Raw genomic sequence first — 22,684 nt, forward strand, 5'->3', positions numbered from 1 at the left:
ACCGAACGTCGATCAGTGTCAAGGCCGGGGCTGGTCGGGACGCGGCTGGTCGTCGCGCGGATTGATCCGTCGCAGGAATTCCGGATCGTCGTCCGGTCCGATCACCCGGTGCCGCGGTCGGTTCGCGTTCATCCGGCTCACCCGCCAGCCCACGTAGACCAGTGCGGCCAAAACGAGCATCAGGAGCAAATACGCCACTCAAAACCTCCTTCCTGTCAATATACGCGCCGTCGGTAGGCTCGCTTTCGTGTCGAAGGACCCACGCCCGACCTCGCGGCTCATTGTTGATGTGCTGGCTTACACCGCCGCACGGCTGGTGCTCGTCGTCGCGCTGACGGCGGCCATTCTCGGTGTCGGGCACCTGGCCGGCATCCGTGAATTCCCCGTCGTGGTCGCGCTGTTGTTCGCGATCGTGATCGGGTTGCCGGTGGGAATCTGGGTGTTCACGCCGCTGAGGCGGCGTGCCAACGAGAGCATCGCGGTGTGGGACGAACGGCGGCGCCGTGACAGGGAGCAGCTGCAGTCGCGGCTGCGCGGAGGCGTCGATGGCCGGCCCGCCGGTCGCGACGGCAAGACCGACACCTGACGCTGCGCGTCGAGAACGTAACGTCACGGTGAATTCGTGGGCTTAGCTGTGCCCGAACGCGGGTAACAGAAATGTCATGAACAATCCGCAGGTCATGACCCGTCCTGGGGGCATGACGAGCCACAGAGGTATCAGTAGCCCCAAGGTCATGGTCGGACAGCGGTTGTACCAGCGGTGGATCCGGGAGCTGTGGGCCGGCGAGAGCATCGCCGCGGAGCTGGTGTCACCCGACTTCGTGGGCCATTGGCCGACCAGGGACGTCCACGGGCCGGACGAACTGCAGGCCATGGTCGACGAGACCCGCGCCGCGCTCAAAGAACTGCTGTTCGTGGTGGAGGTCGGTCCGATCACCGACGGCGACCTGGTCGCGGCGCGGTGGATCGCCACCGGTTCGGGGCGGGACGGACCGGCGCGTTTCACCGGCAACGACCTGCTGCGGGTGGCCAACGGCAGGATCGTCGAGTACTGGAACGGCACCTCGAGGGCCTGACGGGCTTGACGGTCACTGGGTAGCGGCGTCGCGCAGCAGTTGCCGCAGGGCTTCGAGCGGATCGCCGCCACGGTCGAGGCGACGTTCTCCCGTCGGACCGGCCACGTCGGGCGCCGTGATCGGCGGCGCGGGTGGGGCGACGGTGACGGCAGCGGGAGGCGGCACCGGTGGTGCGAGGGGTGCCACCGAGCCGAGAGCCTCGATCTTGGCGGTGATCCGCTCGTCGGCGTCCTCGCGGATGGCGCGGCGCTCCCGATCGGGGTCGTCGTTGCCGTCGAAGCAGTTTGCAGGCGCGTCCGCGATCACGGTCAGCGCGCTGGTATACCGCTGCCGCGCCACCTCCGGGCGCGCCTCCCACGCGTCGATGTCGCCCTGCCGTTCGCGCACCAACGCGAGGTTCACTCGCACCGCGCACGATCGGCCCGGCTCGGTGCGCGCCAGCGCCGCGGAGAACTCGGTGTCCGCGACGTCGAGCCGGTCTTCGAGCACCGCGAGCCCGCCGGCGGCGAACGCGGTGGTGCCGGGTTCGACGACGTCGAACACCCGCAGCAGCGACACGTCCTGGCGCAGCGCGCCGATGTCCCCGCTCGCGTAGTGCTGTTGCGCCGAACCGCCGACCACCACCACCGAGATCAACTTCACGGCGACGACGATCGCGGCCAGCGCGATAGGCGCCGACGCCAGCAGCAGGCGTCTCCGCAGGCGAATCCGGGCCGGCGTGCGCGTCACTGCAGTACCTCCCGGCGCGTGGCCCTGGCGCGCAGCAGGTCCCGGGCGGTCAGGAAGATCTCCGCGAGCAGGAGCAGGCCGGCCAGCAGGGTGAGCACCCAGTAGTACTCGACCCGTCCGGGACTGTCGGCGGCCTCGGACGGCGCCGCCGCGGAGTCCGTCGGCGCGACGGCCGCGGGCAGCGGGTCCCCGCCGCCACGCTGGACGTAAGACACCCCCAACCGGCCGGCGATGTCACGCAGCGTGGCCTCGCCGCGTCCGGTCCCGTAGCCGAGCACGGCTCCGCCGTCGACCGCGGGGGTGTCGAACGTGCCCTGGGGCGCCGTCGATTCCGGTGCCCCGGAGCCAAGGTAGTAGACGAGGTTCTCCGCGGACGGATACTGCTGGCCCGCCGCGATCAGCTGGTAGCGCAGCACGTTCGCGGCCGCCGCGGCGTTGACCTCTGTGTCGGCCGCGCTCGGGCCGGGAATCGGGGTGAGCGTCTCGACGACGGGTTGCAGACTCCAGGTGTCGTCAGACAGCGGCCACTCGACGGCGGGCCGCGAGGCGAACGTGATCAGCGCGAACCGGGCACCGGGATGCGCGTCGACGAGTCGCTCGATGTCGTCGCGCATCGCCGACATCCGCGGGGTGCCGTCGGCGCCGACGGTCGCCGAGTCCGCCGACCGGTCGACCACGAGGAAGACGTTGGCCCCGCCCGGCCGCGGATGCCCGGTGTCGGTGTCGGCGGTCGCTGCGCTGACCGGTCGCGCGGCGGCCAGTAGCAGCAGCAGCATCGCCACCGTCGTGGTCGACCACCGCAGGACCGCGCGGCCTCCCGCGCCCGCGGCGGCCCGGACACCGAGCAGCCGCAGCACGATCAGCGCCGCCGCGGCGGCGGCCAACACCAGCGGGGGCAGCACCGGATCGAACGTCATCGCCGCACCGCCAACAACGCCACACCCAGCAGTGCCGAGAGTCCCAGCGCGATCACCAGGACGACGACAGGGGAGTCCACCCGGGCGTCGACACCGCCGGGAGGCCCGGCGGGCGGGGCCGCACGGATCGCGTCGAGCTGACCGTCGACGGCCTCGGCGTCGAACCGGAAGAACTGCCCTCCGGTCGCCGCTGCCGCCGCACTCAGCGCGGACGTGTCGCGGCCCGGGGTCGCGATCGCATTGATCTGCACGCCGGCCCGCCGTGCCATGTCGGTGACCTGGGCGTCGGTGAACAGCGACGGCCGGTCGTCACCGGGTGCCCGCAGCGAACCGGGCCCGAGGTAGATCAGCGACCGCCGGGTGTCACCGGGCTGCTGGAAGTCCGGGAATCCGGTCAGGCACAGGGCGAGCACGTCGGCGACTGTGGGAGCGTAGTCGTCGTACTCCACCGGCACCGCGAACCGCGGCGCCGCCGGGCCGCCGCGCGAGAACTCAGCCAGCCGCCCCGCGGCGAACTGGTGGTCCCGGGTCAGCGGCACCAGGCGCCGGTTCACCGACGTGGCGCCGATGCGCTCGGACCCGTATCCGGTGGCCTGCCGGGCGAAGTAGTCGAGGAACCCCGCCGTGGCCTCGTCGGTGGCGGGGGCCCCCGCGCACAGCATGATGTCGTCGCGCGGTTCCGAAGCCTCCGCATTCCAGAAGGTTCCGGTCGGACGGGCCGTGGCCAGAACGGTCGTCGCGAACAGCAGGACGAGGAGCGTGAGCGCGAGCGTCGCGGCGCGGGTCTGCCGTCGCACCACGGCGCGGTACTCGGGCAGCTCGGTCAGCCGTGCGGTGTGGGCCAGCGGCAGTTGCCGTTCGCGGCCGCGGCGGACCGGCACCAGCACCGTCAGAGCGGCGGCCAGCAGCAGGGCGCCGAACCCGAAGGCCACCACCGGCCACCATGTCAGCTCCACGATCGGATCAGCTCTTCGGTCTGTTCCCCGAGCCGGCCCACGTCCGCGGTCGACGCCTTGTCGAACTGCGCCTCGCCCAGCGCTTCCAGCACGGGGGCCGCGGCGGCGAGATCACCGGCAGCCACCGCGCGCAGCTGCATGAACTGTGCCGGAACGCCGGTCGCCTGGTGCAGGAAACTGCGCAGCGTGCGGCTCAGCGCCGCGCCTGCCTGCTCGGTCGAGAGCTCACCTGCCCGGTGGCGCCGGGTGACCGCCCGCGCTGAGTGCGCGAAGCGCTGCCGCAGCACCCTGGCGTGCAGCGCACGCACCCCGGGGATGCCCCGCAGGCTCTGTGACGGCATCGTCGCAATCAAAACCGCTGTGTACCAGCCAAAGACGAGAAGCAGCAAGACAAGTCCGAGCCACAGCCACAGAATCGAGAAGGGGGGCGGCCCGCTGACGAATTCCAACAGGTCATCCGGCACGCGACCACACCCTGGTCATCTCGGTGATACCCCGGCGGATCTGGCGACTGCCCGGGATCGTCGCATAAGAGACGGCGCGGGCAGCCATGAACTCGGCGAGGTGCTGGACTCGCCGCTCCTCGGCGCGGCGGTACGCGGTGACGACGCGCGGATCCACCGCGGCGGAGCCGAGCACCGGGCGGCCCGTCGCGACGTCGTAGCCGCCGTCCTCGGCGTCCACCGCGGGCAGGTCGGCGACCATCGCCCACATCAGGTCGTGCCGCCCGGTCAGCCGGTCCAGCACGTCGCCGAGCCGGTCGTCGGGCTCCGGTTCGTCAGAGACCACGACGACCAACATCGGATGGCGGTAATGCGTTGCCACATAGGTCAACTGGCACACGATGTCACTGGGGCCAGGCCGCGCCGTGTGGTCCTGGTAGTTCTGCAGCATGCTCTCGATGTGGTTCTCGCCGCGCCGCTGGCGCACGCGGATGCTGCCGCGGGCATCTCCGTAGACCATCCCGATCTCGTCGGCCCGGCCCAGCGTGATCATCCCCAACGCGCCCAGGACATTCAGCGCCACAGTCCATTTGAGTTCTCTCCCCGGCGCGAGAGCGTGCATGTTGCGGCCCGCGTCGGCGACCAGGAGGATCTTGTGGTGCTTCTCCGACACGAAGCGCTTGATCAGCACCGCGCCGGAGCGCGCCGATGCCTTCCAGTCGATGTCGCGGACGTCGTCTCCGGGTACGTAGGGTCGCAGTTCGTCGAATTCCAGTGTGCGGGTGTGCAGTAGCGCGTGACGACCGCCCTGCAGGAGGCCACGGGTGTCGGCGCCGAACTGGGCTCGGGCCCGGTTGAGAAGCTTACCCATCGGGAGCCGCCGCTCAGGGCACCCGGACCGCACGCAGCACGGCGTCGATCACCACGTCGGGGGTGACGCCGGCACTGGCCGCCTCGAACCCCAGGATGAGGCGGTGCTGCAGCACGCGGTGGGCGAGATCGGCGATGTCGCCCGGGATGACGTGGTTGCGGCCCGACAGCAGCGCCAGCGCCCTGGCCGACGTGCACAGCGCGATGGTGGCGCGGGGGCTGGCGCCGTACTCGATGAGCCGGGCGATCTGGCCGGGTAGGTAGTGGCCGGGTTCTCGGGTCACCCCGACCAGGCGGCTGGCGTAGAGCATCAGGTCCCTGCTCATGTACACCTCGCGCGTGACCCGCTGCAGCCGGCGGATGTCGGCCAGCGACGCGACCGGTGTGCTGGGGTGCTCCCTGTCGAACAGGCCCGCGTCCAGGCGGGTGAGGACTTCCACCTCCTGCTCGGGGGACGGGTAGCGCACGATCTCCTTGAGCAGGAACCGGTCGGTCTGCGCTTCCGACAGCGCATAGGTGCCCTCCTGGTCGACCGGGTTCTGCGTCGCGATCACCAGGAACGGTTCGGGGATCGGGTACACGACACCGGCGATCGTGGTCTGGCGTTCCTCCATCGCCTCCAGCATCGCGCTCTGGGTCTTGGCGCTGGAGCGGTTGATCTCGTCGAGCAGCACCACGTTGGCGTGCACCGGTCCCAGCTGGGTGACGAACGAGGTGGTGGCCGCGTCGTAGACCTGAGTGCCGACGATGTCGCTGGGCAGCAGGTCAGGGGTGCACTGGATACGGCGGAACTGCCCGTCGATCGCCTCGGCGATGACGCGCGCGGCGGTGGTCTTGGCCAGCCCCGGCACGCTTTCCAGCAGGATGTGCCCGCCGGTCAGCAGCCCGATCAGCAATGTCTCGCGCAGGTGTTCCTGCCCGACCACCTTGGCCGAGAACGCGTCGGCGAGCGCGGAGAGAACCCCCCGCGCCTCGTCGACATCGTCGGCGGACTCGCGGGGCATCGGCGCAGCATTCATCCCGCTGCTTGTACCACGCGAATCCGACGCGCAAACCGACGCTCAGGGTGCCCCAGCGCGCCGGATTCGCTACCTGAGGACCAGCGCGAGTGTCACCGCGACCGCCCACACCAGCATCGTCAGGCCGGTGTCCTTGAGGACCGGGATCAGGTCTTTCCCTCCGGAGCCGGCGCGCACGGGTTTGGCGGCGCGCACCGCCAGTGGCAGCGCCACCAGCCCGGCCGCACACCATGGGGTGGCCGCGATCAGCACCAGCGTCAGCACGAACGGCACCGCCAGTAGCGCCTGGAACAGCACCCGCGTCTTGGCGTCGCCGAGCCGCACGGCCAGCGTGATCTTGCCGGTCTGGGCATCGGTCGGGATGTCGCGCAGGTTGTTGGCCACCAGCACCGCCGAGGACAGGCAGCCCGTCGCGACCGCGAGCGTCACCCCGACCCAGTCGACGCGCAGCGCTTGCGTGTATTGGGTGCCCAGCACCGCGACCAGCCCGAAGAACACGAACACCGCGACCTCGCCGAGCCCGGAATAGCCGTAGGGCTTTGAGCCGCCGGTGTAGAGCCAGGCCCCGGCGATGCACACCGCACCGACCGCGACCAACCACGGCGCCGAGAACCACGCCAGCACCAGACCGGCCAGCGCACCGACCGCCAGGCTCACCACTGCGGCCGTCAGCACCGACCTGGGCGCCGCGAGCTTCGAACCGACCAGCCGCAGCGGCCCCGCTCGCACGTCATCGGTGCCGCGGATCCCGTCGGAGTAGTCGTTGGCGTAGTTCACGCCGATGACCATGCCGAGCGCGACGATCAACGCGAGCAACGCCTTCCACCACGACGCGGCGTCCAGCCACGCGGCGGCGCCGGTGCCGGCGATGACGGGCGCGACGGCGTTGGGCAGCGTGCGGGGACGCGCCCCCTCGACCCACTGGGCGAAATTGGCCACGACGGTCAGTCTTGCAGGTGCCGACCGTGGCAGACTGGGCGCATGGACGAGCGACTGAGCAAGACCGAGATCGGCAAGGACGCGGTCCAGGAGATCGTCGCGGCCGGCGCGTCGGCTGTCGGTGAGGTCACCTCGATCATCACCACGGCGGTCAAGGACGTCGCGAATACGATCGGCGGTTTCGCCACCGACGTTTTCGAGATCCGCGACGGCGCCCGCCGCGCCGCGTCGCAGCAGGACGAGGACGACGCGTAACCCGGTGCTGGGAGTCATCGGAGGCAGCGGCTTCTACTCGTTCTTCGGACCCGACGCGCGTGCCGTCGACCTGGACACGCCCTACGGCGCGCCCAGCGCGGCGATCACCGTAGGAACCGTCGGCGGCCACGAGGTGGCCTTTCTGCCCAGACACGGTGTGCGCCACGAGTTCTCGCCGCATACGGTGCCGTACCGGGCCAACATGTGGGCGTTGCGCGCGCTCGGGGTGCGGCGCATCTTCGCGCCGTGTGCGGTCGGCAGCCTCGACCCGCAGCTCGGCCCGGGGGCGATGGTGGTGCCCGATCAGCTCGTCGACCGGACAACGGGCCGGCCCGACACGTACTTCGACTCCGGCGGCATCCACGTCGGGTTCGCCGACCCGTACTGCCCGACGCTGCGCGCCGCGGTGACACCTCTGCCGGGAGTCGTCGACGGCGGCGCGATGGTGGTGATCCAGGGCCCGCGGTTCTCGACGCGCGCCGAGAGCCGGTGGTTCGCCGACCAGGGCTTCCGGCTGGTCAACATGACCGGCTACCCCGAGGCCGTGCTGGCCCGCGAGTTGGAGATGTGTTACGCCGCAATCGCTCTGGTCACCGATCTGGATGCGGGGATCGAGAGCGGGCAGGGGGTCAAGGCGGTGGACGTGTTCGCGGAGTTCGAACGCAACATGGTGCCGTTCAAGCAGTTGGTGCACGAGGCGATCGACCAGGTCGACGCCGAGCGCACATGTACCCACTGCCTGGCCCACGAGGGCGTGCAGCTGCCGTTCGACCTGCCATGAGGGTGCTGCTCACCGGTGCGGCCGGCTTCATCGGCACCCGTATCCGAGAGCGGTTGGCCGGTGCAGGGCAAGACGTCGTCGCCGTCGACGCGATGCTGCCCGCCGCGCACGGCCACGATGCCGCCCCGCCCGCCGACGTGCGCCGCGTCGACGTGCGCGACGCGGACGCCGTCGCCGAGGTGGTCGCGGGAACCGAGGTGGTCTGTCACCAGGCGGCGGTGGTCGGCGCCGGGGTGGATGCCGCCGACGCCCCGTCCTACGCGGCCCACAACGACTTCGCGACCGCGGTGCTGCTCGCGGAGATGTTCGCCGCCGGTTGCCGGCGGCTGGTGCTGGCGTCGTCGATGGTGGTCTACGGCCAGGGCCGCTACGTCTGCCCGGCCCACGGGGAAGTCGACCCGGTGCCGCGCCAACGTGAGGACCTCGACAGCGGCGTGTTCGACCACCGCTGCCCGATCGGCGGCGAGCGGGTCGACTGGGCCCTGGTCGGCGAGGACGCGCCGCTGCGGCCGCGCAGTCTGTACGCGGCCAGCAAGGTGGCCCAGGAGCACTACGCGCTGGCCTGGAGCGAGGCGACGGGCGGATCGGTGGCGGCGCTGCGCTATCACAACGTCTACGGGCCCGGCATGCCGCGCGACACCCCGTACTCCGGCGTCGCGGCAATCTTCCGATCTGCTCTCGAATTAGGAGATGCACCAAGGGTTTTCGAGGATGGCGGGCAGATGCGCGACTTCGTCCACGTCGACGACGTCGCCGCGGCGAACGTGGCGGCGGTGGAACGGGGCCTCGACGGATTCCAGGCCGTCAATGTGTGCTCGGGCACACCGGTCTCGATTCTCGGCCTCGCCACCACACTGTGCGAGACGCGCGGGGACGTCGCGCCCGTGGTCACCGGTCAGTACCGCAGCGGCGACGTCCGCCACATCGTCGCCGACCCGGCCAAAGCCGCGGAGGTCCTCGGCTTTCGCGCGGTCGTCGACCCGGCCGACGGGTTGCGCGAGTTCGCGACGGCGCCGTTGCGGGGACCCGCACCGGCATCGTGACACCGGTAGGCGCTCCGCGCGCAAGCGCTCGTCGTCAATGTCGCTCCGCGCGCAAGCGCTCGTCGGTCGTCAAGCCATACTGGGCCGATGACGTCCACAGCGCTGTGTGAACAGTTCGGTATCGACTTTCCGCTCTTCGCTTTCAGCCACTGCCGAGACGTGGTCGCCGCGGTGACCAATGCCGGCGGTTTCGGTGTGCTCGGCGCAACGGCGTACAGCCCCTCGCAACTGGACCAGGAGTTGGCGTGGATCGATGACGCGGTGGGCGGTAAGCCCTACGGCGTCGATCTGATCGTGCCGGCCAAGTTCGAGGGCAAAGGGGAGAAGCTTTCCAGCGCAGACCTCGCCGATCGGATCCCGCAGAGTTACCGCGACTTCGTCGACGACCTGCTGCGCGCCCACGACATCGAACCCGAACCGAACCGGCGCCTCGGCGGCTCGTCACTGTCGGGGAACACCGGCCGTGAACTGCTCGACGTCGCGCTGACCCACCCGGTCAAGCTGATCGCCAACGCTCTGGGCGTGCCGCCCGATTACATGATCGAGGCAGGCAAGGAGCGGGGGATTCCGGTCGCGGCGCTGGTCGGGGCGAAGGAGCACGCGGTCAAGCAGGCCGCCGCCGGGGTGGATCTGATCGTCGCGCAGGGCACCGAGGCCGGTGGGCACTGCGGCGAGGTCAGCACGCTGGTCGTGGTGCCCGAGGTGTTGGAAGGACTGGCGGCGCTGGGCGTTTCCATCCCGGTGCTGGCGGCGGGCGGCATCGTCACCGGCCGCCAGATGGCGGGCATGGTGGCGATGGGCGCATCCGGCGCGTGGACAGGCTCGGTGTGGTTGACCACCGAGGAAGCCGAGACGGCGCCGCACACAGTGGCCAAGATGCTGGCCGCGACGTCGCGCGACACCGTGCGGTCGGCGGGCCGCACGGGCAAGCCGTCGCGGCAGCTGGTCTCCGACTGGACCGATGCCTGGGCGCCGGCCAGGGACGGGCACCAGCCACTGGGGCTGCCGCTGCAGTCGATGCTGTGCGAGCCGGTAATCCGCCGCATCGACGTGCTGGCCTCGCAGGGACACCAGGGCGCGCAGGCGCTCGCGACGTATTTCGTCGGCCAGGGTGTCGGCCTGATGAACAAGGTCAAGCCGGCCCGCGAGGTGGTACGCGAGTTCATCGAGGACTACCTGGCCGCCGCCGAACGCCTGAACAACTCCCTGCCCGGCTGAGCCACCTCGCGAAAGCGCCACCACGGTAGTTGCCGAGGCCGCTTCGCTACCGTGGTGGCGGTCTCGCGAAAGCGCGAAAGCTAGTCGGTGGCCAGGGGCAGGCGCACCTCAAAGCGGGCGCCCGTCGGCAGATTGTGCGCGGTGAGCGTGCCATGGTGGGCCTGCACGAGCCCGGCCGCGATCGCGAGCCCGAGCCCCGAACCGCTCGGCAGCGACGAATCACTGCGCGGCACACGGCTGTTGGAACCCCGGTAGGCGACGTCGAACACCCGCGGCAGGTCCGCCTCGTCGATGCCCACGCCGGTGTCGTCGACTCGGGCCCAGGCGCTGTCCCCGTCGGTGCCCAGGGCCAGCTCGACCGTTCCCCCCGACGGCGTGTGCGCGATCGCATTGGCCACCAGATTGGACAGCACCCGCACGAGCGCGCGGTCGCTGCCGACTGTCCGCACCGGTTGCTCGGGGATGTTCGCCACCAGCCGAACCCCGGCACGTTCGGCGGCGATCCGGTGCGCGGCCAATACGTCGTCGACGACTTCGTCGAGCGCCACCCGGTCGAATGACGGCGTCAGTGCACCGGCGTTGATCTTCGACATCTCGAACAGGTCGTCGACCATCTCTGAAAGCCGAATCGACTCGTGCTCAATGTGTTTGGCGTGCACCTGGACCTCGTCCTCAGGGACCACCCCGTCGGCGATCGCTTCGGACAGTGCGCGGATCCCGGCCAGCGGGGTCCGCAGGTCATGGCTGACGAACGCGATCAGCCGTCGCCGCGACTGTTCGGCGGCGCGCTCTGAGTCGCGGATCTCGGCCTCCCACACCGTGCGCCGGGCCTGGAACCGGCCCAGCATGATCGCCGCCGGGATGGTCACCACCGACACCACCACCAACACGGCGGCCGTGCGCTCGAACGTCTGGGTGATCATGAATCCGCTGGCGCCCAGCACCCCGGCCAGCGTGGCGAGCACCGGGATCAGCACCAGCGCCACCATGCTCACCGCCAACGACCACGACCGGGCCAGCCGGATCACCGTTGCCCCGACGAGCACGACGGGCACCGAGCACGCCAGCGCCCATCCGACGATTTCCCAGAAGTCAGCCGTCGGCACCGGAGGTCCACATGTAGCCGCGACCCCAGACGGTCTGCACCCGGTGCCGGTCGCCCAGCTTGGAGCGCAGTCGCTTGACGTGGACCGTGACCGTCGACAAATCGCCGAAATCCCAGTGCCAGACCTGTTTGAGCAGGTCCTCGCGGGTGAAGACAGCGTCGGTGTGGGTCAGGAAGAACAGCAGCAGATCGAATTCGCGGTTGGTGAGGCTGACGGGTGTGCCCGCGACGGTCACGGTGCGCGACGCCGTCGTCACCGTCAGATCGCCGGAAACGAGGTCGACGGGCGGCGCGCCGCCGGCGACCGGCGCGCGGCGTAGCACCGATTTGACCCGCAACACCAGCTCCCGCGGACTGAACGGCTTGGTCAGATAGTCGTCCGCGCCGGCTTCCAGCCCGGCGATGCGGTCTTCCTCCTCGCCGAGGGCGGTCAGCAGGATCACCGGCACGGAATGTTCGCCGCGATGACGCAGCGTGCGGCACAACGTCATACCGTCGGGGCCCGGCATCATCACGTCCAGCACGGCGACGTCGATGCGCCGCGATCCGAGGAGCCGTAGCGCCTCGGTGCCGTCGTGGGCGGTGAACACCTCCAGGCCGTCACGCTCCAGGTAGCGGCGTACGACGTCGCGAACGACGTCGTCGTCGTCGGCGATGAGCACCCGGGTCACCACACCGAGGGTAGCGCGCAGACGTCCCGACCTGCGGTGCTGTCACCATTTCGTCAGGGTTGCCCCTCGCGCGGCCATCGCTGCCGGCCTAGCGTGGAGGAAGTGCCAGAATGCGCCGTCACGGTGGTGCTGCCTTGTCGCGATGAGGCGGCCTCACTGCCCGGCGTCCTCGAGGCGATACCGGACGGCTATGCGCCGCTGGTGGTCGACAACGCCAGCACCGACGGCACCGCCGAGGTGGCGCGCCGGCACGGCGCCGACGTCGTCACCGAACCCCGGCCGGGGTACGGCTCGGCGGTGCACGCCGGGGTGGTCGCGTCGGCGACCCCGATCGTGGCTGTGCTCGACGCCGACGGGTCTCTGGATCCCCGTGAATTGCCCGCCCTGGTCGCCGACCTCGTTCGGGGCGCCGACCTGGCGACCGGCAGGCGCCGCCCGGTCCCGGGCCTGATCTGGCCGTGGCATGCGCGCCTCGGCACGGACGCGGTGTGCTGGCGATTGCGGCACCGTCACGGGCTGGCGGTGCACGACATCGCCCCGATGCGGGTGGCTTGGCGGGATGGCCTGCTGTCGCTGGGGGTGACCGATCGGCGCTCGGGATATCCGCTCGAGCTGCTCGTGCGCGCGGCCGCCGCGGGCTGGTCGGTCACCGAGCGTGACGTCGCCTACGGACCCCGCACCGGTGGCACGTCGAAGGTCAGCGGATCGGTGCGGGGCTCGGCGGTCGCGGCCTGGGACTTCTGGCGGGCGATGTCATGATCCCGGTCAGCGTTCTGGTGGTCGCCAAGGCGCCGGTGCCCGGGCTGGCGAAGACGAGGCTGGCCGCCGCGGTCGGTGACGGCGCTGCCGCCGACATCGCCGCGGCCGCGCTGCTGGACACGCTCGACGCGGTGGCAGCCTGTCCGGTGCAGGCGCGGGTGGTGGCGTTGACAGGTCATTTGCGCGACGCGCGCTGTACCGACGAGATCCGCTGTCGGCTCGCCGATTTCGCGGTGATCCCGCAGCGCGGCGCCGGCTTTGCCGAGAGGCTGGCCAACGCACACGCCGATGCCGGCGCCGGGGGACTGCCGGTGCTGCAGATCGGGATGGACACGCCGCAGGTGAGCCCGGATCTGCTCGCCGGGTGCGCGGACCTGCTGGCAGGTCGCGACGCGGTCCTCGGCATGGCCCGTGACGGCGGTTGGTGGGTGCTCGGCGTGCGCGACGCCGGCAGTGCCGGGTGCCTGCGCGACGTGCCGATGTCGGTACCCGACACCGGTCGGCGCACCCTGGAGGCCTTGCGGCGCAGAGGATTGCAGGTGGCACTCGGGGACGAGCTCACCGACGTCGACACCATCGACGACATCGACGCGGTCCGGGACGTCTGCCCACCGACCTCGCGGTTCCGCCGGGTCACCGCGACGGTCACGGCTCGGGAGGGCTGAATGTTCGGGCAACTCTACGACCGCGCGCTCGGCGGTGAGCACTGCTGGGTTCGCCGCGACGACGGCCGCGTCGAACGACTGCCCGTGCGCAGCTGGCTCGGTGGGCCCGGCGCCGACGCGGCATTCGACGATGCGGTGCTCGACTTGTGCCAGGGGCCGACTCTCGATCTGGGCTGCGGCCCGGGTCGTCTGGTCGCGACGCTGGTGCGGCGCGGACTGCCCGCGCTGGGAGTGGATCTGTCGACGACGGCGGTGAAGCTGGCCAGGGACAGCGGCGCTCCGGTCTTGCGCCGCGACGTTTTCGGGCGGCTGCCGGCCACCGGGCGCTGGCACACGGTGCTTCTCGCCGACGGCAACGTGGGCCTGGGTGCAGACCCGCACCGGATCCTCTCCCGAGCGGCGGAGCTACTTTGCCGGGGCGGACGATGTCTCGCTGAATTCGATAGCGCCACAACGGGGATCGATATCGGATGGATTCGCCTCGAGTCTGTCCGTGCTGTCGGACCATGGTTCCGCTGGGCCTCGGTGGGCGTCGACTGCGTCGGGTCGCTGGCGGCCGAGGCGGGGTTCGCCGTCGCCGGCATACACCGGATCGGCCCTCGGGTCGTCGCGCAGCTGATCGCGTGAGCGGCTACCAGTTGGTCAGGATCAGGTGGTTGACGGCCAGCGCGCCGGTCACGTTGAGTGCCAGCCACCACCGCGCCGAACGCCGCGGCAGCAAGGCGGTGGCGGCCACCAGCCACACCGTGAACGGCAGCCAGATCCGTTCGGTCTCGGCCTTGCTGAGCCGCGACAGGTCGGCGAACGCGATCGCGAGCAGCGCGCCGAGTATCAGAAGGTGCAGGCCCGAGCGGCGTTTGAGGGCGGCGATGTCGAACACTCTGCTCAGGCCGGCCACACTGCCCAGGCCGATGGCGCACACCACCGAGGCGAGATTCGCCCAGCCCCAGTACTGGAACGGCCGGTCGTTGGCGATGCCCTGCCAATAGCGTTCCTGCACCAGTAGGTAGCCGTCGAACCACCAGAACCCGGCGAGGGCGAACGCCACGACGACGACCAGCGCGGCGGCCACCGCGGGGATCGCAGCGCCCAGAGCCGCCCGCCAGTTCGCGGCACCGAGCAGTACGGCCACCGCGGGCAGGGCCATCAACACCAGGCCGTAGTTGAGGAAGACCGCCCATCCCAACAGCAGCCCGGAGCCCACCGCCACCAGCACGGGCAGTCGTGCCGATCGCGTCACGGCGAGTGTCAGCAGCGTGATGCCCCACGCCGCGACACCGGCGAAGTAGCCGTCTGCGGACACCGCGATCCAGATCGCGGTCGGTGCCACCGCCACGAAGGACGCGGCGGCGCGTGCGGTGTCCTCGTCGGCCAGGGCGCGCACGGCCACGATGATCGCGGCCGCGATGCTCGATCCGACCAGAACGCACAGCGTAGCCGCCCAGGCGCCGCCGCCCAGTCCGACGCGGTCGAGCCAGACGAAGGTCAGCAAAGCGCCCGGAGGGTGCCCGGAAACGTGGGTGATCCACGAATCCGGTTGATAGTCAAGGATTCTGTCGGAGAAGCTGCGCACCGCCTCGGGGATGTCGTCGACGGTCGGCACCTGCCGCAGATATTCGTGGCGTGCTGTCAGTCGGCCCGCGAAGCCCCTCTGCCAGCCGTCCACCAACGCCAGGCTGAACGCCCATACGCACGACACCGCCCAGGTCGTCCACGGCAGCCACCGCCACGGCAGCCGCTGGGCGACGGTCGGCCCCCACAGCACGGCGGCGGACGCGATCGCGACCGCCGGTATCGTGCCCGGCCCGACGTGGGCGTTCCACCAGCCGAAGATCGGCGCGGTGTCGGCGAAACTGCGGATCCGCGCAGGGGTGGCGTTGATCAGTGGGGTGACGACACCCAGGTCGAGATGGGGGACGACGAACGCGGCGACCACCAGCACCAGACCGGCAGCCGCCGCACCGACCTCCCTACGCATCCCCCCATACTGCGCGAGCGTGCGTGTCAGAGGCCGCCACGCCGTCAGATGTCGCGAGTTCGCGCACGCTCGCGCCGCCCGTCAATAGAGCACCTCGCGCATGTTGTCCTCGTCGAGACGCCGGCGCATCTCGTCGAGGTCGGCGCCGGCGTACACCGCTGCGGCCAGCTCCGCCGCGCTCGGCACCGCGGTCGGATTCCAGCTCTCCGGCTGCCACGCCCCCGATCGTAGAAACGCCTTCGCGCAGTGGAAGAACACCTCTTCGACGGCGATCTCCAACGCCAGGATCGGCCTCTTGCCGCGCACCGTCATCGCGTCGAAGTAGTCGGCGTCGGCCAGGATGCGGGCACTGCCGTTGATCCGCAGCGTGTCCCCGCGGCCCGGGATCACGAAGAGCGTGCCGACGCGGGGACGTTCGAGCACGTTCAGATAACCGTCCACGCGCTTGTTGCCGGGGCGTTCGGGGATCGCGATGGTGTGCTCGTCGACGATGTGTACAAAACCGGTCGGGTCACCCTTCGGGGAGACGTCGATCCGGCCGTGTGCATCCGTCGTCGCGACGAACCCCAGCGGGGAATGCGACAGCCAGTCCTGCACGGCCGGTGACAGGCGGTCGCGGACCTTGTTCGCCACCGCGGCGTTGGGATGCCCGACGATCTCACGCAGTTCCTCGACCGAGGTGACCTCACGGCTCATGTCTTTATTGTGCGGGGTCCGGGCGCGGATGTGGGCCGCACCTCACCCGAACCGCCTGACGAGTTGGCGGCGGTCCACCTTGCCGATGCCGCGCAGCGGCAAGGCGTCGACGATGTGAAGCTGCCGCGGCGCCGCCGTCGACGGCAAGGTGGCCGCGACGTGAGACCGCAACTGCTCCAACGTGACCGACGTGCCCGCCGCAGTGACGACCGCGGCGACGACACGCTGTCCCAGGCGTTCGTCGGCGACACCGAAGACCGCGCACTCGGCCACCGCGGGGTGACTCGACAGAGCCGATTCGACGACACCGGGCAGCACCTTCAACCCGCCGGTGCTGATCGCGTCGTCCACCCTTCCCAGTACCCGAAGCACCCCTGAATCATCCACTGCGCCAAGATCGTCGGTGAGGAACCAGCCGGGCTCGGCAAACGGGTCCGGGGTCACGGGGTTGCGGTAGCCGGCGGCGACGGTCGGCCCGCCCAACCGGATCCGGCCGTCGTCGTCCACCCGCACCGTGACGCCGTCGAGCGGCGTCCCGTCGTACACACAGCCCCCGGATGTCTCACTCATGCCATACGTGCGGACCACCGAAACCCCTGCCGCCGCAGCTTTTTCAGCCACCCCGCGCGGCATCGGGCCGCCACCGATCAGCACGGCGTCCAGGCCGCCCAGGGCCCGCGCGGCGTCCGCGTCGCGCAGCGCCTTGTCCAACTGGTTGGCCACCATCGAGGTGTAGCGCCGCCCGGTACCCATCGCCTCGATCGCCGCCACCAGGTCCGCTGCCGTGAACGACGGGGCGACCGCCACCGGCGTGGTGCCGGCCAGCACGCTGCGCACCAGCACCTGGAACCCGGCCACGTGGTAGCCGGGCAGCGCCAACAGCCAGCGTCCCGGCCCGCCGAGCCGGGCGTGCGTCGCCTCGGCGCTCGCCGTCAGCGCCCGCACCGTCAACATCGCGCCCTTCGGGGTTCCGGTAGTGCCCGAGGTGGACAGCACCACCCCGACGGCATCGTCGATGGCCTCGCCGGCACGCAGCGCGGCGGCGAGCACCCCGGCCTGACGGGCGTCGTCAGCCGGAACCGGCAGGACGCAGGCGCGGCCGTCCAGGACGTCGCGGACGATCGGGAGTTCGTCACCGGCGCCGAACTCGACCGCGCTCAGGACGGCTATCGCTCCTCCTCCATGTCGTCGCGCGGGTCGTCGAGTGGCCAGCCCTGCGCCGACAACCGGGCGCGGACCCGCTCGACGTCCTCGGGGGAGGGCAGTTCGTCGGTGATCGCAGTGATCAGCACCCCGATGTCGACGGGGCCGATGTCGGCCGATCCCTGCTCGCGGAAATCAGCACGGGCGACGAGTTCGCTGACGACGGTCATCACGTCGTCGTCGGTCAACCGGCGCCGCAACAAGGCCAGCAGCGGCACGCGGTCCGGCCCCGGCACCCCCTCCGGATATCCGGCCGCGATCCACGCCACGATTCTGGCGAGAAATCTGGTCACGAATCCACTCCCCGCCGGGGGCGCGAAGTAGCCCTCGGCAGTTCGATGGTAGCCGCGGCGCCGCCGGGGAGCCGCTCTGAGCTGCGGGGCACGAACGGGCACCCCTGAGAAGATGAACAGTAGATGAACACCGCGCCGGCAGCCGGAAAAAGACCACGTCGCGGCCTCGACACGAGTTGTCAAAGATTAGTCAAAACCGCTGGCCGGGCAGCAGAATTAACGCCATGAGCGCAGAGCTGATCATCTTGGTGCTGTTGATCGCCACCGCGTTGGCGTTCGACTTCACCAACGGCTTTCACGACACCGGGAACGCGATGGCGACGTCCATCGCGACCGGCGCGCTCAAGCCCAAGACGGCGGTCATCCTGGCCGGCATCCTGAACCTGGTCGGCGCGTTCCTGTCCGTCGAGGTCGCGGTCACGGTGACCACCTCGGTGCTGAAGATCCAGGACGGCAAGACCGGTCAACTCATCCCGTCGATCGACGCGTCCACGGGGTTGACGATCATCTTCGCCGGTCTGATCGGCGGCATCCTGTGGAACCTGCTCACCTGGCTGTTCGGCATCCCGTCGAGCTCGTCGCACGCGCTGTTCGGCGGTCTGATCGGCGCCGGTCTGGCCGCCATCGGGCTGGCCGGGGTGAACTGGTCCGGCGTGACCGCGAAGGTGCTCATCCCGGCGATCGCGGCGCCGCTGATCGCCTGCCTGGTGGCCGGCTGCGGCACCTGGCTGGTCTACCGCATCACCCGCAACGTCGCCAAGAAGCGCCGGGAACAGGGCTTCCGATGGGGTCAGATCGCCACCGCGTCGCTGGTCGCGCTGTCGCACGGCACCAACGACGCCCAGAAGACCATGGGTGTGATCGCGCTGGCCCTGATCACCACCGGCCACCTCACCGGCGACGTCAAGGAGCAGGGCCTGCCGTTCTGGATCATCGCGTCGTGCGCGCTGGCCATCGGCCTGGGCACCTACCTGGGTGGGTGGCGCGTCATCCGCACCCTCGGCAAGGGGCTTGTCGAGATCGAGTCGCCGCAGGGGCTGGCAGCCGAAGCTTCGTCGGCGGCCATCATCCTGAGCTCGAGCGCCGCAGGCATGGCGCTGTCGACCACGCATGTGGCCACCGGTTCGATCCTGGGCAGCGGCGTCGGCAAGCCGGGCGCCGAGGTCCGCTGGGCCGTCGCCGGCCGGATGGCGGTGGCATGGCTGATCACCCTGCCCGCCGCCGGTGTCGTCGGCGCGCTGTCGTTCTGGCTGTCTCACGGTGTCGAGTCGCTGACCGGTTCGTCGCTGGCCGGTGACGGCCTGATCTTCGTACTGCTGTGCGCCCTGTCGTTCTACCTGTGGTGGCGCGCGCAGCATCAGAAGGTCGACCACCGCAACGTCAACGCCGACTGGGACGCTGCGACCAACTCGGTGGTCCCCGCCGAACTGCGCGCCTCGGTCACCGAGACCGAACCGGCGGCCAAGCCTGCTGCGACGGTGAAGGAAACCACGCTGACATGACGTACCTGGAAAGCATCCTCAAGGTGCTCGGCATCGGGCTCCTGCTCGGCGCGGGGCTGCCCGCCGTCTTCGCCGTCGGACTGGTGGCATTCTCCCGCGGCGACGGCTCCGACGGATCCGACGGCACCGCGGCGGCCGCGTCGAACCCGTTGCTGAAGTTCCTCGGGGTGGCGTTGTTCGTGTTCGTCGGTGCGGTGATTCTGACCGCGGTCCTGTGGATCACGCGGGCCACGATCATCCACCACACCGGCGTCGACCTCTTCCCGTTCCTGCCTGGAAAGTGAGTTGAGTGGCCATGGCCGAGAGCGCGTTCACCAATATCCTGGGCTGGCTGCACCAGGGCTACCCCCAGGGCGTCCCGCAGACGGACTACTTCGCCCTGCTGGCGTTGCTGGCACGGACCCTGACCGAGGACGAGGTCATCAAGGTCGCCCAGACGGTGCTCAAGGGCAACGACTCCGACACGGTGACGCCCGAAGAGATCCGCGCGGCGATCCATCTGGTCACCGATAAGGAACCCAACCCCGAAGAAGTGCACCAGGTCGCGGCGCGGCTGGCGTCGGTCGGCTGGCCGCTGGCGGCGCCGGCGCGCTGAACCTGATTGCGGGACTTTTCAACGCGGCTCCTGCCTCCCCGCTGAACTTGATTGCGGGACTCCTCAACGCGGCTCGTGCCTCGCCGCTTGATCGTCGCCCCGCTGAGTCAGCCCCGGGTGTCGCGGCGCAGCGGATGATCCTCGGGCACCTCGACGAAGATCAGCGTGACGCCGTCCGGATCGGTGACATGCATCTCGTGCAGCCCCCACGGTTCGCGCCGCGCCTCCCGCATGATCGGCACTCCACACTCCCGCAGTTGGTTCTGGGTCGCCGACAGGTCGCGCACCTGCAGCCACAACGCGCCCGGGAACGGCGGCGCGCCGCCGGCGGGGGCGCCGTGCCCGGCAAGCTCAATCAGCGCCTGGCCGGCGTAGAACACCATGCCGCCCGGATACTCGCGGGCAATTGCGAGACCGAGGCCGTCGCGGTAGAAGGCCACCGACCGGGCGTAGTCCCTGGGACGGAACAGCACGCGACTGGCCAGGATCTCCATGCCAGTGTGTCTACCACGCCACTCAGCCGATCTGTCGGCCCGCTCCGACCCAGTGCGGTTCGCGCAGGGCGCGTTTGAGCAGCTTGCCGCTCGGGTTGCGGGGCAGCACGGCGACGAAGTCGACGGATTTGGGCAGTTTGTACCCCGCCAGTCGGTCGCGCGCGAACGCGATCAGTTCGGCCTCGCTGGGATCGGCACCGCGGGCGGCGACCACGACGGCCTTCACCGCCTCGCCCCACCGTGGGTCCGGCACCCCGATGACGGCGACGTCGGCGACGGCCGGATGGGTCATCAGCACGTTCTCGACCTCCGCCGGGTACACGTTCTCGCCGCCCGAGACGATCATGTCCTTGATCCGGTCGTGCAGAAACAGGTAGCCGTCGGCGTCGACGAAGCCGGCGTCGCCGGTCTTGAGCCAACCGTCCGGGGTCAGCGTCGCCGCGGTGGCATCGGGGTTGTTCCAGTAGCCGAGCATGTTCTGCGCCGAACGGGTCCACACCTCACCGACGGCCCCGGGTGCGACGTCAGCGCCGTCCTCGCCGACGATCCGGATCTGCACCCACCGATACGGTTTGCCGCAGGAGCGCAACAGTTCGGGCACGTGGTCGGGACCGTCGAGTTGGGTGATCGAGCCCGTGGTCTCGGTCATGCCGTACACCTGGGCGAAGATCCCGCCGAATCGTTCGATGCCGCGGACCAGCACGTCGTCGCTGATCGGTGACGCGCCGTAGACGATGACCCGCAAATGCGAGAAGTCGACAGTGTCGACCCCGTCGGTGTCGAGGAGGAACTGGATCACCGCGGGCACCAGCAGCATGTTGGTGACACGGTGCCGTGCAACGGAATCCAGGATCGCGGCCGGTTCGACGTCGCGCAGCACGACGGTCTTCGCGCCCTGCCACAAACCGGCCAGCGCCCACCCGGAGCCGGCCATGTGGAACAGCGGCATCACCGCCAGGCTGACGGCGTCGGCGTCGAACTGCCACGGGCCGGCCACCCCGCCGGTCTTGCAGACGTAGTTGGTGTTGCTCAGCATCACGCCCTTGGGCAGGCCGGTGGTGCCCGAGGTGTACATCAGGAACACCAGGTCGTCGGGTCCGGTGACCACGCCCGGGTCGACGGCCGGATGCTCCGCGACCCACTCGTGGAACGCGGGCCAGCGGGCGTGGCTGCCGATCACCACGATGTCGGCGTCCAACTCCGCCTCGATCGCTTCGAGGTGACCGGCGAACTCCTCGCCGACCACGACGATGCGGGCTCCGGAGTCGACGATGACGTGACGCATCTCCGGGGCGGCCAGCCGCCAGTTCACCGGCACGCCGACCGCCCCGATCTTCGCCAAACCGAAAGCAACATCGAAGAATTCGATGCCGTTCTTCTCCACGAACGCGACCCGGTCGCCGGATCCGACACCGGATCCCAGGAACGCCTGGGCGACCCTGTTGGACCGGTCGTCGAGTTCCCCGTAGGTGACCGTGGTGTCACCGGCCACCAGCGCCGGCGCGCCGGGGCGCTGCCGTCCGTGGCCGCGGACGATGTCGGCGAGGTTGCGGAACAACGCTTTTCAGTCCTTGGGCTGCATCCGTTGGCGTTTCATGATGGTGTCCACCGCCGCCGGCGCGACGCTGTTCATCGCGTGCGCGGTGACCGCGATGCGGGGTGCGATGTGGACCGGGCGGTGGCGCGCGGCGGTGACGATCCAGCCCGCCGCTTCGTCGGCGGACAGTCCGGGCAGCCCGTCGTACGCCCGTGTCGGTGCGATCATCGGTGTCTTCACCAGCGGGTAGTACAGCGTGGTGGACTGCACGCCGCGGTCGGACCATTCGGTCTCGATGATGCGGCTGATCGACGACAGCGCCGCCTTCGAGGCGTTGTAAACGCCGAACAGTGGCGGGGATTCGGTCTTCACACCCCAGGTGGACACGTTGATGATGTGGCCGTCGCCGCGCTCGAGCATGCCGGGGGCGAACCCGCGGATCAGGCGCAGCGGTCCGTAGTAGTTCAGCATCATGGTGCGCTCGACGTCGTGCCAGCGCTCCAGCGACTCCTCCAGCGGCCGTCGGATGGACCGTCCGGCGTTGTTGACCAGGATGTCGACACCGCCGAGCTGGTCGGAGACCGTCGCGACGAGCGCGTCGACGGCGTCCAGGTCGGACAGGTCGCACGCGTGCGCGCTCGCCTGCCCGCCGGCGGCGGTGATGCGGGTGACGACCTCGTCAAGCAGGTCACCGCGCCGGGCCACCACGACGACGGTGGCTCCGCGGCGGGCCAGCTTCTCCGCGGCGGCCTCACCGATGCCCGACGATGCCCCGGTCAGCAGAACGCGCTTGCCTCTCAGGTCGACGAGCTGCCGGCCGGCCCGGTTCAGCAGCGTGGGAAGTATCGGGGGGCGCATGCTGGTCAGCACGACCTGCTCGGCCAGCCGCCGCAGCGGGTTCCTGCTACTCACGGACCGGAGTCTATTTCCAGCGCGAAAT

29 protein-coding genes are annotated in these 22,684 nt (G+C 70.2%); 12 read left to right on the top strand and 17 right to left on the bottom strand.

Going from position 1 to position 22,684, the window contains the following annotated elements; translation table 11 throughout:
* Positions 1-18: 18 nt before the first annotated feature.
* On the bottom strand, positions 19-198 hold the full coding sequence (locus KXD97_RS11500) for a hypothetical protein (RefSeq protein WP_260756889.1): 180 nt from the start codon (positions 196-198) through the stop codon (positions 19-21).
* Positions 199-247: 49 nt separating this feature from the next.
* Between KXD97_RS11500 and KXD97_RS11505 the strand changes: the two genes are divergently transcribed.
* Both KXD97_RS11505 and KXD97_RS11510 read left to right on the top strand, forming a co-directional pair.
* A complete protein-coding gene (locus KXD97_RS11505; protein WP_260756891.1) occupies positions 248-586 on the top strand; it encodes a DUF4229 domain-containing protein in 339 nt (112 codons plus the stop codon).
* 112 nt (positions 587-698) lie between these two features.
* Positions 699-1,076, top strand: a complete 378-nt coding sequence (locus KXD97_RS11510) for an ester cyclase (protein ID WP_260756892.1) — start codon at positions 699-701, stop codon at positions 1,074-1,076.
* Between the two features lie 12 nt (positions 1,077-1,088).
* Here the strand turns inward: KXD97_RS11510 and KXD97_RS11515 are convergent, their stop codons facing one another.
* From KXD97_RS11515 to KXD97_RS11545, 7 genes are all read right to left on the bottom strand, one after another.
* The gene (locus KXD97_RS11515; RefSeq protein WP_260756893.1) at positions 1,089-1,805 is read right to left on the bottom strand and encodes a hypothetical protein; all 717 of its coding nucleotides are present in this window, start codon (positions 1,803-1,805) and stop codon (positions 1,089-1,091) included.
* On the bottom strand, positions 1,802-2,722 hold the full coding sequence (locus tag KXD97_RS11520) for a VWA domain-containing protein (RefSeq protein ID WP_260756894.1): 921 nt from the start codon (positions 2,720-2,722) through the stop codon (positions 1,802-1,804). Before KXD97_RS11520 ends, KXD97_RS11515 begins: the two co-directional genes overlap by 4 nt.
* On the bottom strand, positions 2,719-3,678 hold the full coding sequence (locus KXD97_RS11525) for a hypothetical protein (RefSeq protein WP_260756895.1): 960 nt from the start codon (positions 3,676-3,678) through the stop codon (positions 2,719-2,721). The genes KXD97_RS11520 and KXD97_RS11525 overlap by 4 nt, the downstream gene beginning before the upstream one ends.
* The gene (locus tag KXD97_RS11530) at positions 3,669-4,142 is read right to left on the bottom strand and encodes a hypothetical protein (protein WP_260756896.1); all 474 of its coding nucleotides are present in this window, start codon (positions 4,140-4,142) and stop codon (positions 3,669-3,671) included. The genes KXD97_RS11525 and KXD97_RS11530 overlap by 10 nt, the downstream gene beginning before the upstream one ends.
* Positions 4,132-4,992, bottom strand: coding sequence for a DUF58 domain-containing protein (locus tag KXD97_RS11535; protein ID WP_260756897.1), 861 nt, complete (start codon positions 4,990-4,992; stop codon positions 4,132-4,134). Before KXD97_RS11535 ends, KXD97_RS11530 begins: the two co-directional genes overlap by 11 nt.
* Positions 4,993-5,005: 13 nt before the next feature.
* On the bottom strand, positions 5,006-5,995 hold the full coding sequence (locus tag KXD97_RS11540; RefSeq protein ID WP_260756898.1) for a MoxR family ATPase: 990 nt from the start codon (positions 5,993-5,995) through the stop codon (positions 5,006-5,008).
* Positions 5,996-6,079: 84 nt separating this feature from the next.
* Positions 6,080-6,949 (bottom strand): 1,4-dihydroxy-2-naphthoate polyprenyltransferase, encoded by an 870-nt coding sequence (locus KXD97_RS11545; protein ID WP_260756899.1) that lies wholly within the window; start codon positions 6,947-6,949, stop codon positions 6,080-6,082.
* A 42-nt stretch (positions 6,950-6,991) separates the two neighbouring features.
* Between KXD97_RS11545 and KXD97_RS11550 the strand changes: the two genes are divergently transcribed.
* From KXD97_RS11550 to KXD97_RS11565, 4 genes are all read left to right on the top strand, one after another.
* Positions 6,992-7,204, top strand: a complete 213-nt coding sequence (locus KXD97_RS11550; protein ID WP_260756901.1) for a hypothetical protein — start codon at positions 6,992-6,994, stop codon at positions 7,202-7,204.
* A 4-nt stretch (positions 7,205-7,208) separates the two neighbouring features.
* Positions 7,209-7,985, top strand: coding sequence for an S-methyl-5'-thioadenosine phosphorylase (locus KXD97_RS11555; RefSeq protein ID WP_260756902.1), 777 nt, complete (start codon positions 7,209-7,211; stop codon positions 7,983-7,985).
* Entirely contained in the window at positions 7,982-9,028 is a 1,047-nt protein-coding gene (locus tag KXD97_RS11560) for an NAD(P)-dependent oxidoreductase (RefSeq protein WP_260756905.1), read from the top strand. Before KXD97_RS11555 ends, KXD97_RS11560 begins: the two co-directional genes overlap by 4 nt.
* Positions 9,029-9,115: 87 nt before the next feature.
* Positions 9,116-10,246 carry a nitronate monooxygenase family protein gene (locus KXD97_RS11565; protein WP_260756906.1) on the top strand — a complete coding sequence of 377 codons (1,131 nt, stop codon included), beginning with the start codon at positions 9,116-9,118 and terminating at the stop codon, positions 10,244-10,246.
* A gap of 80 nt (positions 10,247-10,326) precedes the next feature.
* On the opposite strand, the gene KXD97_RS11570 is transcribed toward KXD97_RS11565, so the two are convergent.
* Positions 10,327-11,352: a sensor histidine kinase KdpD gene (locus KXD97_RS11570; protein ID WP_260756907.1), complete on the bottom strand. Its 1,026-nt coding sequence runs from the start codon at positions 11,350-11,352 to the stop codon at positions 10,327-10,329.
* Positions 11,339-12,022 (bottom strand): response regulator transcription factor, encoded by a 684-nt coding sequence (locus KXD97_RS11575; RefSeq protein WP_260756908.1) that lies wholly within the window; start codon positions 12,020-12,022, stop codon positions 11,339-11,341. Before KXD97_RS11575 ends, KXD97_RS11570 begins: the two co-directional genes overlap by 14 nt.
* A gap of 102 nt (positions 12,023-12,124) precedes the next feature.
* Between KXD97_RS11575 and KXD97_RS11580 the strand changes: the two genes are divergently transcribed.
* From KXD97_RS11580 to KXD97_RS11590, 3 genes are read left to right on the top strand one after another with little or no spacing between them, the layout of a single operon-like run.
* Positions 12,125-12,781 carry a glycosyltransferase family 2 protein gene (locus KXD97_RS11580; RefSeq protein WP_260756910.1) on the top strand — a complete coding sequence of 219 codons (657 nt, stop codon included), beginning with the start codon at positions 12,125-12,127 and terminating at the stop codon, positions 12,779-12,781.
* Positions 12,778-13,446: a DUF2064 domain-containing protein gene (locus KXD97_RS11585; protein WP_260756911.1), complete on the top strand. Its 669-nt coding sequence runs from the start codon at positions 12,778-12,780 to the stop codon at positions 13,444-13,446. Before KXD97_RS11580 ends, KXD97_RS11585 begins: the two co-directional genes overlap by 4 nt.
* Complete coding sequence (locus tag KXD97_RS11590; protein ID WP_260756912.1) at positions 13,447-14,073, top strand: bifunctional 2-polyprenyl-6-hydroxyphenol methylase/3-demethylubiquinol 3-O-methyltransferase UbiG; 627 nt, start codon at positions 13,447-13,449, stop codon at positions 14,071-14,073.
* A 4-nt stretch (positions 14,074-14,077) separates the two neighbouring features.
* Here KXD97_RS11590 and KXD97_RS11595 read toward each other — a convergent pair whose 3' ends face one another.
* The 4 genes from KXD97_RS11595 to KXD97_RS11610 all read right to left on the bottom strand — a co-directional run bounded on the left by KXD97_RS11595 (position 14,078) and on the right by KXD97_RS11610 (position 17,616).
* Positions 14,078-15,424 (bottom strand): hypothetical protein, encoded by a 1,347-nt coding sequence (locus KXD97_RS11595; RefSeq protein WP_260756914.1) that lies wholly within the window; start codon positions 15,422-15,424, stop codon positions 14,078-14,080.
* An 81-nt stretch (positions 15,425-15,505) separates the two neighbouring features.
* Complete coding sequence (locus tag KXD97_RS11600) at positions 15,506-16,120, bottom strand: MSMEG_1061 family FMN-dependent PPOX-type flavoprotein (RefSeq protein ID WP_260756916.1); 615 nt, start codon at positions 16,118-16,120, stop codon at positions 15,506-15,508.
* A 42-nt stretch (positions 16,121-16,162) separates the two neighbouring features.
* Positions 16,163-17,242 carry an o-succinylbenzoate--CoA ligase gene (gene menE / locus KXD97_RS11605; RefSeq protein WP_260757924.1) on the bottom strand — a complete coding sequence of 360 codons (1,080 nt, stop codon included), beginning with the start codon at positions 17,240-17,242 and terminating at the stop codon, positions 16,163-16,165.
* A gap of 44 nt (positions 17,243-17,286) precedes the next feature.
* Positions 17,287-17,616 (bottom strand): DUF3349 domain-containing protein, encoded by a 330-nt coding sequence (locus KXD97_RS11610; protein WP_260756917.1) that lies wholly within the window; start codon positions 17,614-17,616, stop codon positions 17,287-17,289.
* Positions 17,617-17,840: 224 nt separating this feature from the next.
* On the opposite strand from KXD97_RS11610, the gene KXD97_RS11615 reads away from it, so the two are divergent.
* Genes KXD97_RS11615 through KXD97_RS11625 form a run of 3 tightly spaced genes read left to right on the top strand, consistent with a single transcriptional unit; the run spans position 17,841 to position 19,713 of the window.
* Entirely contained in the window at positions 17,841-19,118 is a 1,278-nt protein-coding gene (locus tag KXD97_RS11615; protein ID WP_260756919.1) for an inorganic phosphate transporter, read from the top strand.
* Entirely contained in the window at positions 19,115-19,402 is a 288-nt protein-coding gene (locus KXD97_RS11620; RefSeq protein ID WP_260756920.1) for a hypothetical protein, read from the top strand. The genes KXD97_RS11615 and KXD97_RS11620 overlap by 4 nt, the downstream gene beginning before the upstream one ends.
* 11 nt (positions 19,403-19,413) lie before the next feature.
* Positions 19,414-19,713: a DUF3349 domain-containing protein gene (locus KXD97_RS11625; RefSeq protein ID WP_260757925.1), complete on the top strand. Its 300-nt coding sequence runs from the start codon at positions 19,414-19,416 to the stop codon at positions 19,711-19,713.
* A 107-nt stretch (positions 19,714-19,820) separates the two neighbouring features.
* Here the strand turns inward: KXD97_RS11625 and KXD97_RS11630 are convergent, their stop codons facing one another.
* From KXD97_RS11630 to KXD97_RS11640, 3 genes are read right to left on the bottom strand one after another with little or no spacing between them, the layout of a single operon-like run.
* Positions 19,821-20,207: a VOC family protein gene (locus KXD97_RS11630; RefSeq protein WP_260756922.1), complete on the bottom strand. Its 387-nt coding sequence runs from the start codon at positions 20,205-20,207 to the stop codon at positions 19,821-19,823.
* 22 nt (positions 20,208-20,229) lie between these two features.
* Positions 20,230-21,765, bottom strand: coding sequence for a long-chain-fatty-acid--CoA ligase (locus KXD97_RS11635; protein ID WP_260756923.1), 1,536 nt, complete (start codon positions 21,763-21,765; stop codon positions 20,230-20,232).
* Between the two features lie 6 nt (positions 21,766-21,771).
* Entirely contained in the window at positions 21,772-22,656 is an 885-nt protein-coding gene (locus KXD97_RS11640; protein ID WP_396885048.1) for an SDR family oxidoreductase, read from the bottom strand.
* Positions 22,657-22,684 lie beyond the last annotated feature (28 nt).

Origin of the sequence: Mycobacterium sp. SMC-8, assembly GCF_025263565.1 — a bacterium.
GTDB lineage: Bacteria > Actinomycetota > Actinomycetes > Mycobacteriales > Mycobacteriaceae > Mycobacterium.

What these genes read in the sequence shown, in the direction of transcription:
- KXD97_RS11510 (WP_260756892.1), top strand. Translation starts at nt 699, where the DNA reads ATGACGAGCCACAGAGGTATCAGTAGCCCCAAGGTCATGGTCGGACAG.
- KXD97_RS11615 (WP_260756919.1), top strand. Translation starts at nt 17,841, where the DNA reads ATGAGCGCAGAGCTGATCATCTTGGTGCTGTTGATCGCCACCGCGTTG.
- KXD97_RS11560 (WP_260756905.1), top strand. Translation starts at nt 7,982, where the DNA reads ATGAGGGTGCTGCTCACCGGTGCGGCCGGCTTCATCGGCACCCGTATC.
- KXD97_RS11625 (WP_260757925.1), top strand. Translation starts at nt 19,414, where the DNA reads ATGGCCGAGAGCGCGTTCACCAATATCCTGGGCTGGCTGCACCAGGGC.
- KXD97_RS11595 (WP_260756914.1), bottom strand. Translation starts at nt 15,424, where the DNA reads ATGCGTAGGGAGGTCGGTGCGGCGGCTGCCGGTCTGGTGCTGGTGGTC.
- KXD97_RS11520 (WP_260756894.1), bottom strand. Translation starts at nt 2,722, where the DNA reads ATGACGTTCGATCCGGTGCTGCCCCCGCTGGTGTTGGCCGCCGCCGCG.
- KXD97_RS11550 (WP_260756901.1), top strand. Translation starts at nt 6,992, where the DNA reads ATGGACGAGCGACTGAGCAAGACCGAGATCGGCAAGGACGCGGTCCAG.
- KXD97_RS11535 (WP_260756897.1), bottom strand. Translation starts at nt 4,992, where the DNA reads ATGGGTAAGCTTCTCAACCGGGCCCGAGCCCAGTTCGGCGCCGACACC.
- KXD97_RS11565 (WP_260756906.1), top strand. Translation starts at nt 9,116, where the DNA reads ATGACGTCCACAGCGCTGTGTGAACAGTTCGGTATCGACTTTCCGCTC.
- KXD97_RS11540 (WP_260756898.1), bottom strand. Translation starts at nt 5,995, where the DNA reads ATGCCCCGCGAGTCCGCCGACGATGTCGACGAGGCGCGGGGGGTTCTC.
- KXD97_RS11590 (WP_260756912.1), top strand. Translation starts at nt 13,447, where the DNA reads ATGTTCGGGCAACTCTACGACCGCGCGCTCGGCGGTGAGCACTGCTGG.
- KXD97_RS11585 (WP_260756911.1), top strand. Translation starts at nt 12,778, where the DNA reads ATGATCCCGGTCAGCGTTCTGGTGGTCGCCAAGGCGCCGGTGCCCGGG.
- KXD97_RS11620 (WP_260756920.1), top strand. Translation starts at nt 19,115, where the DNA reads ATGACGTACCTGGAAAGCATCCTCAAGGTGCTCGGCATCGGGCTCCTG.
- KXD97_RS11600 (WP_260756916.1), bottom strand. Translation starts at nt 16,120, where the DNA reads ATGAGCCGTGAGGTCACCTCGGTCGAGGAACTGCGTGAGATCGTCGGG.
- KXD97_RS11630 (WP_260756922.1), bottom strand. Translation starts at nt 20,207, where the DNA reads ATGGAGATCCTGGCCAGTCGCGTGCTGTTCCGTCCCAGGGACTACGCC.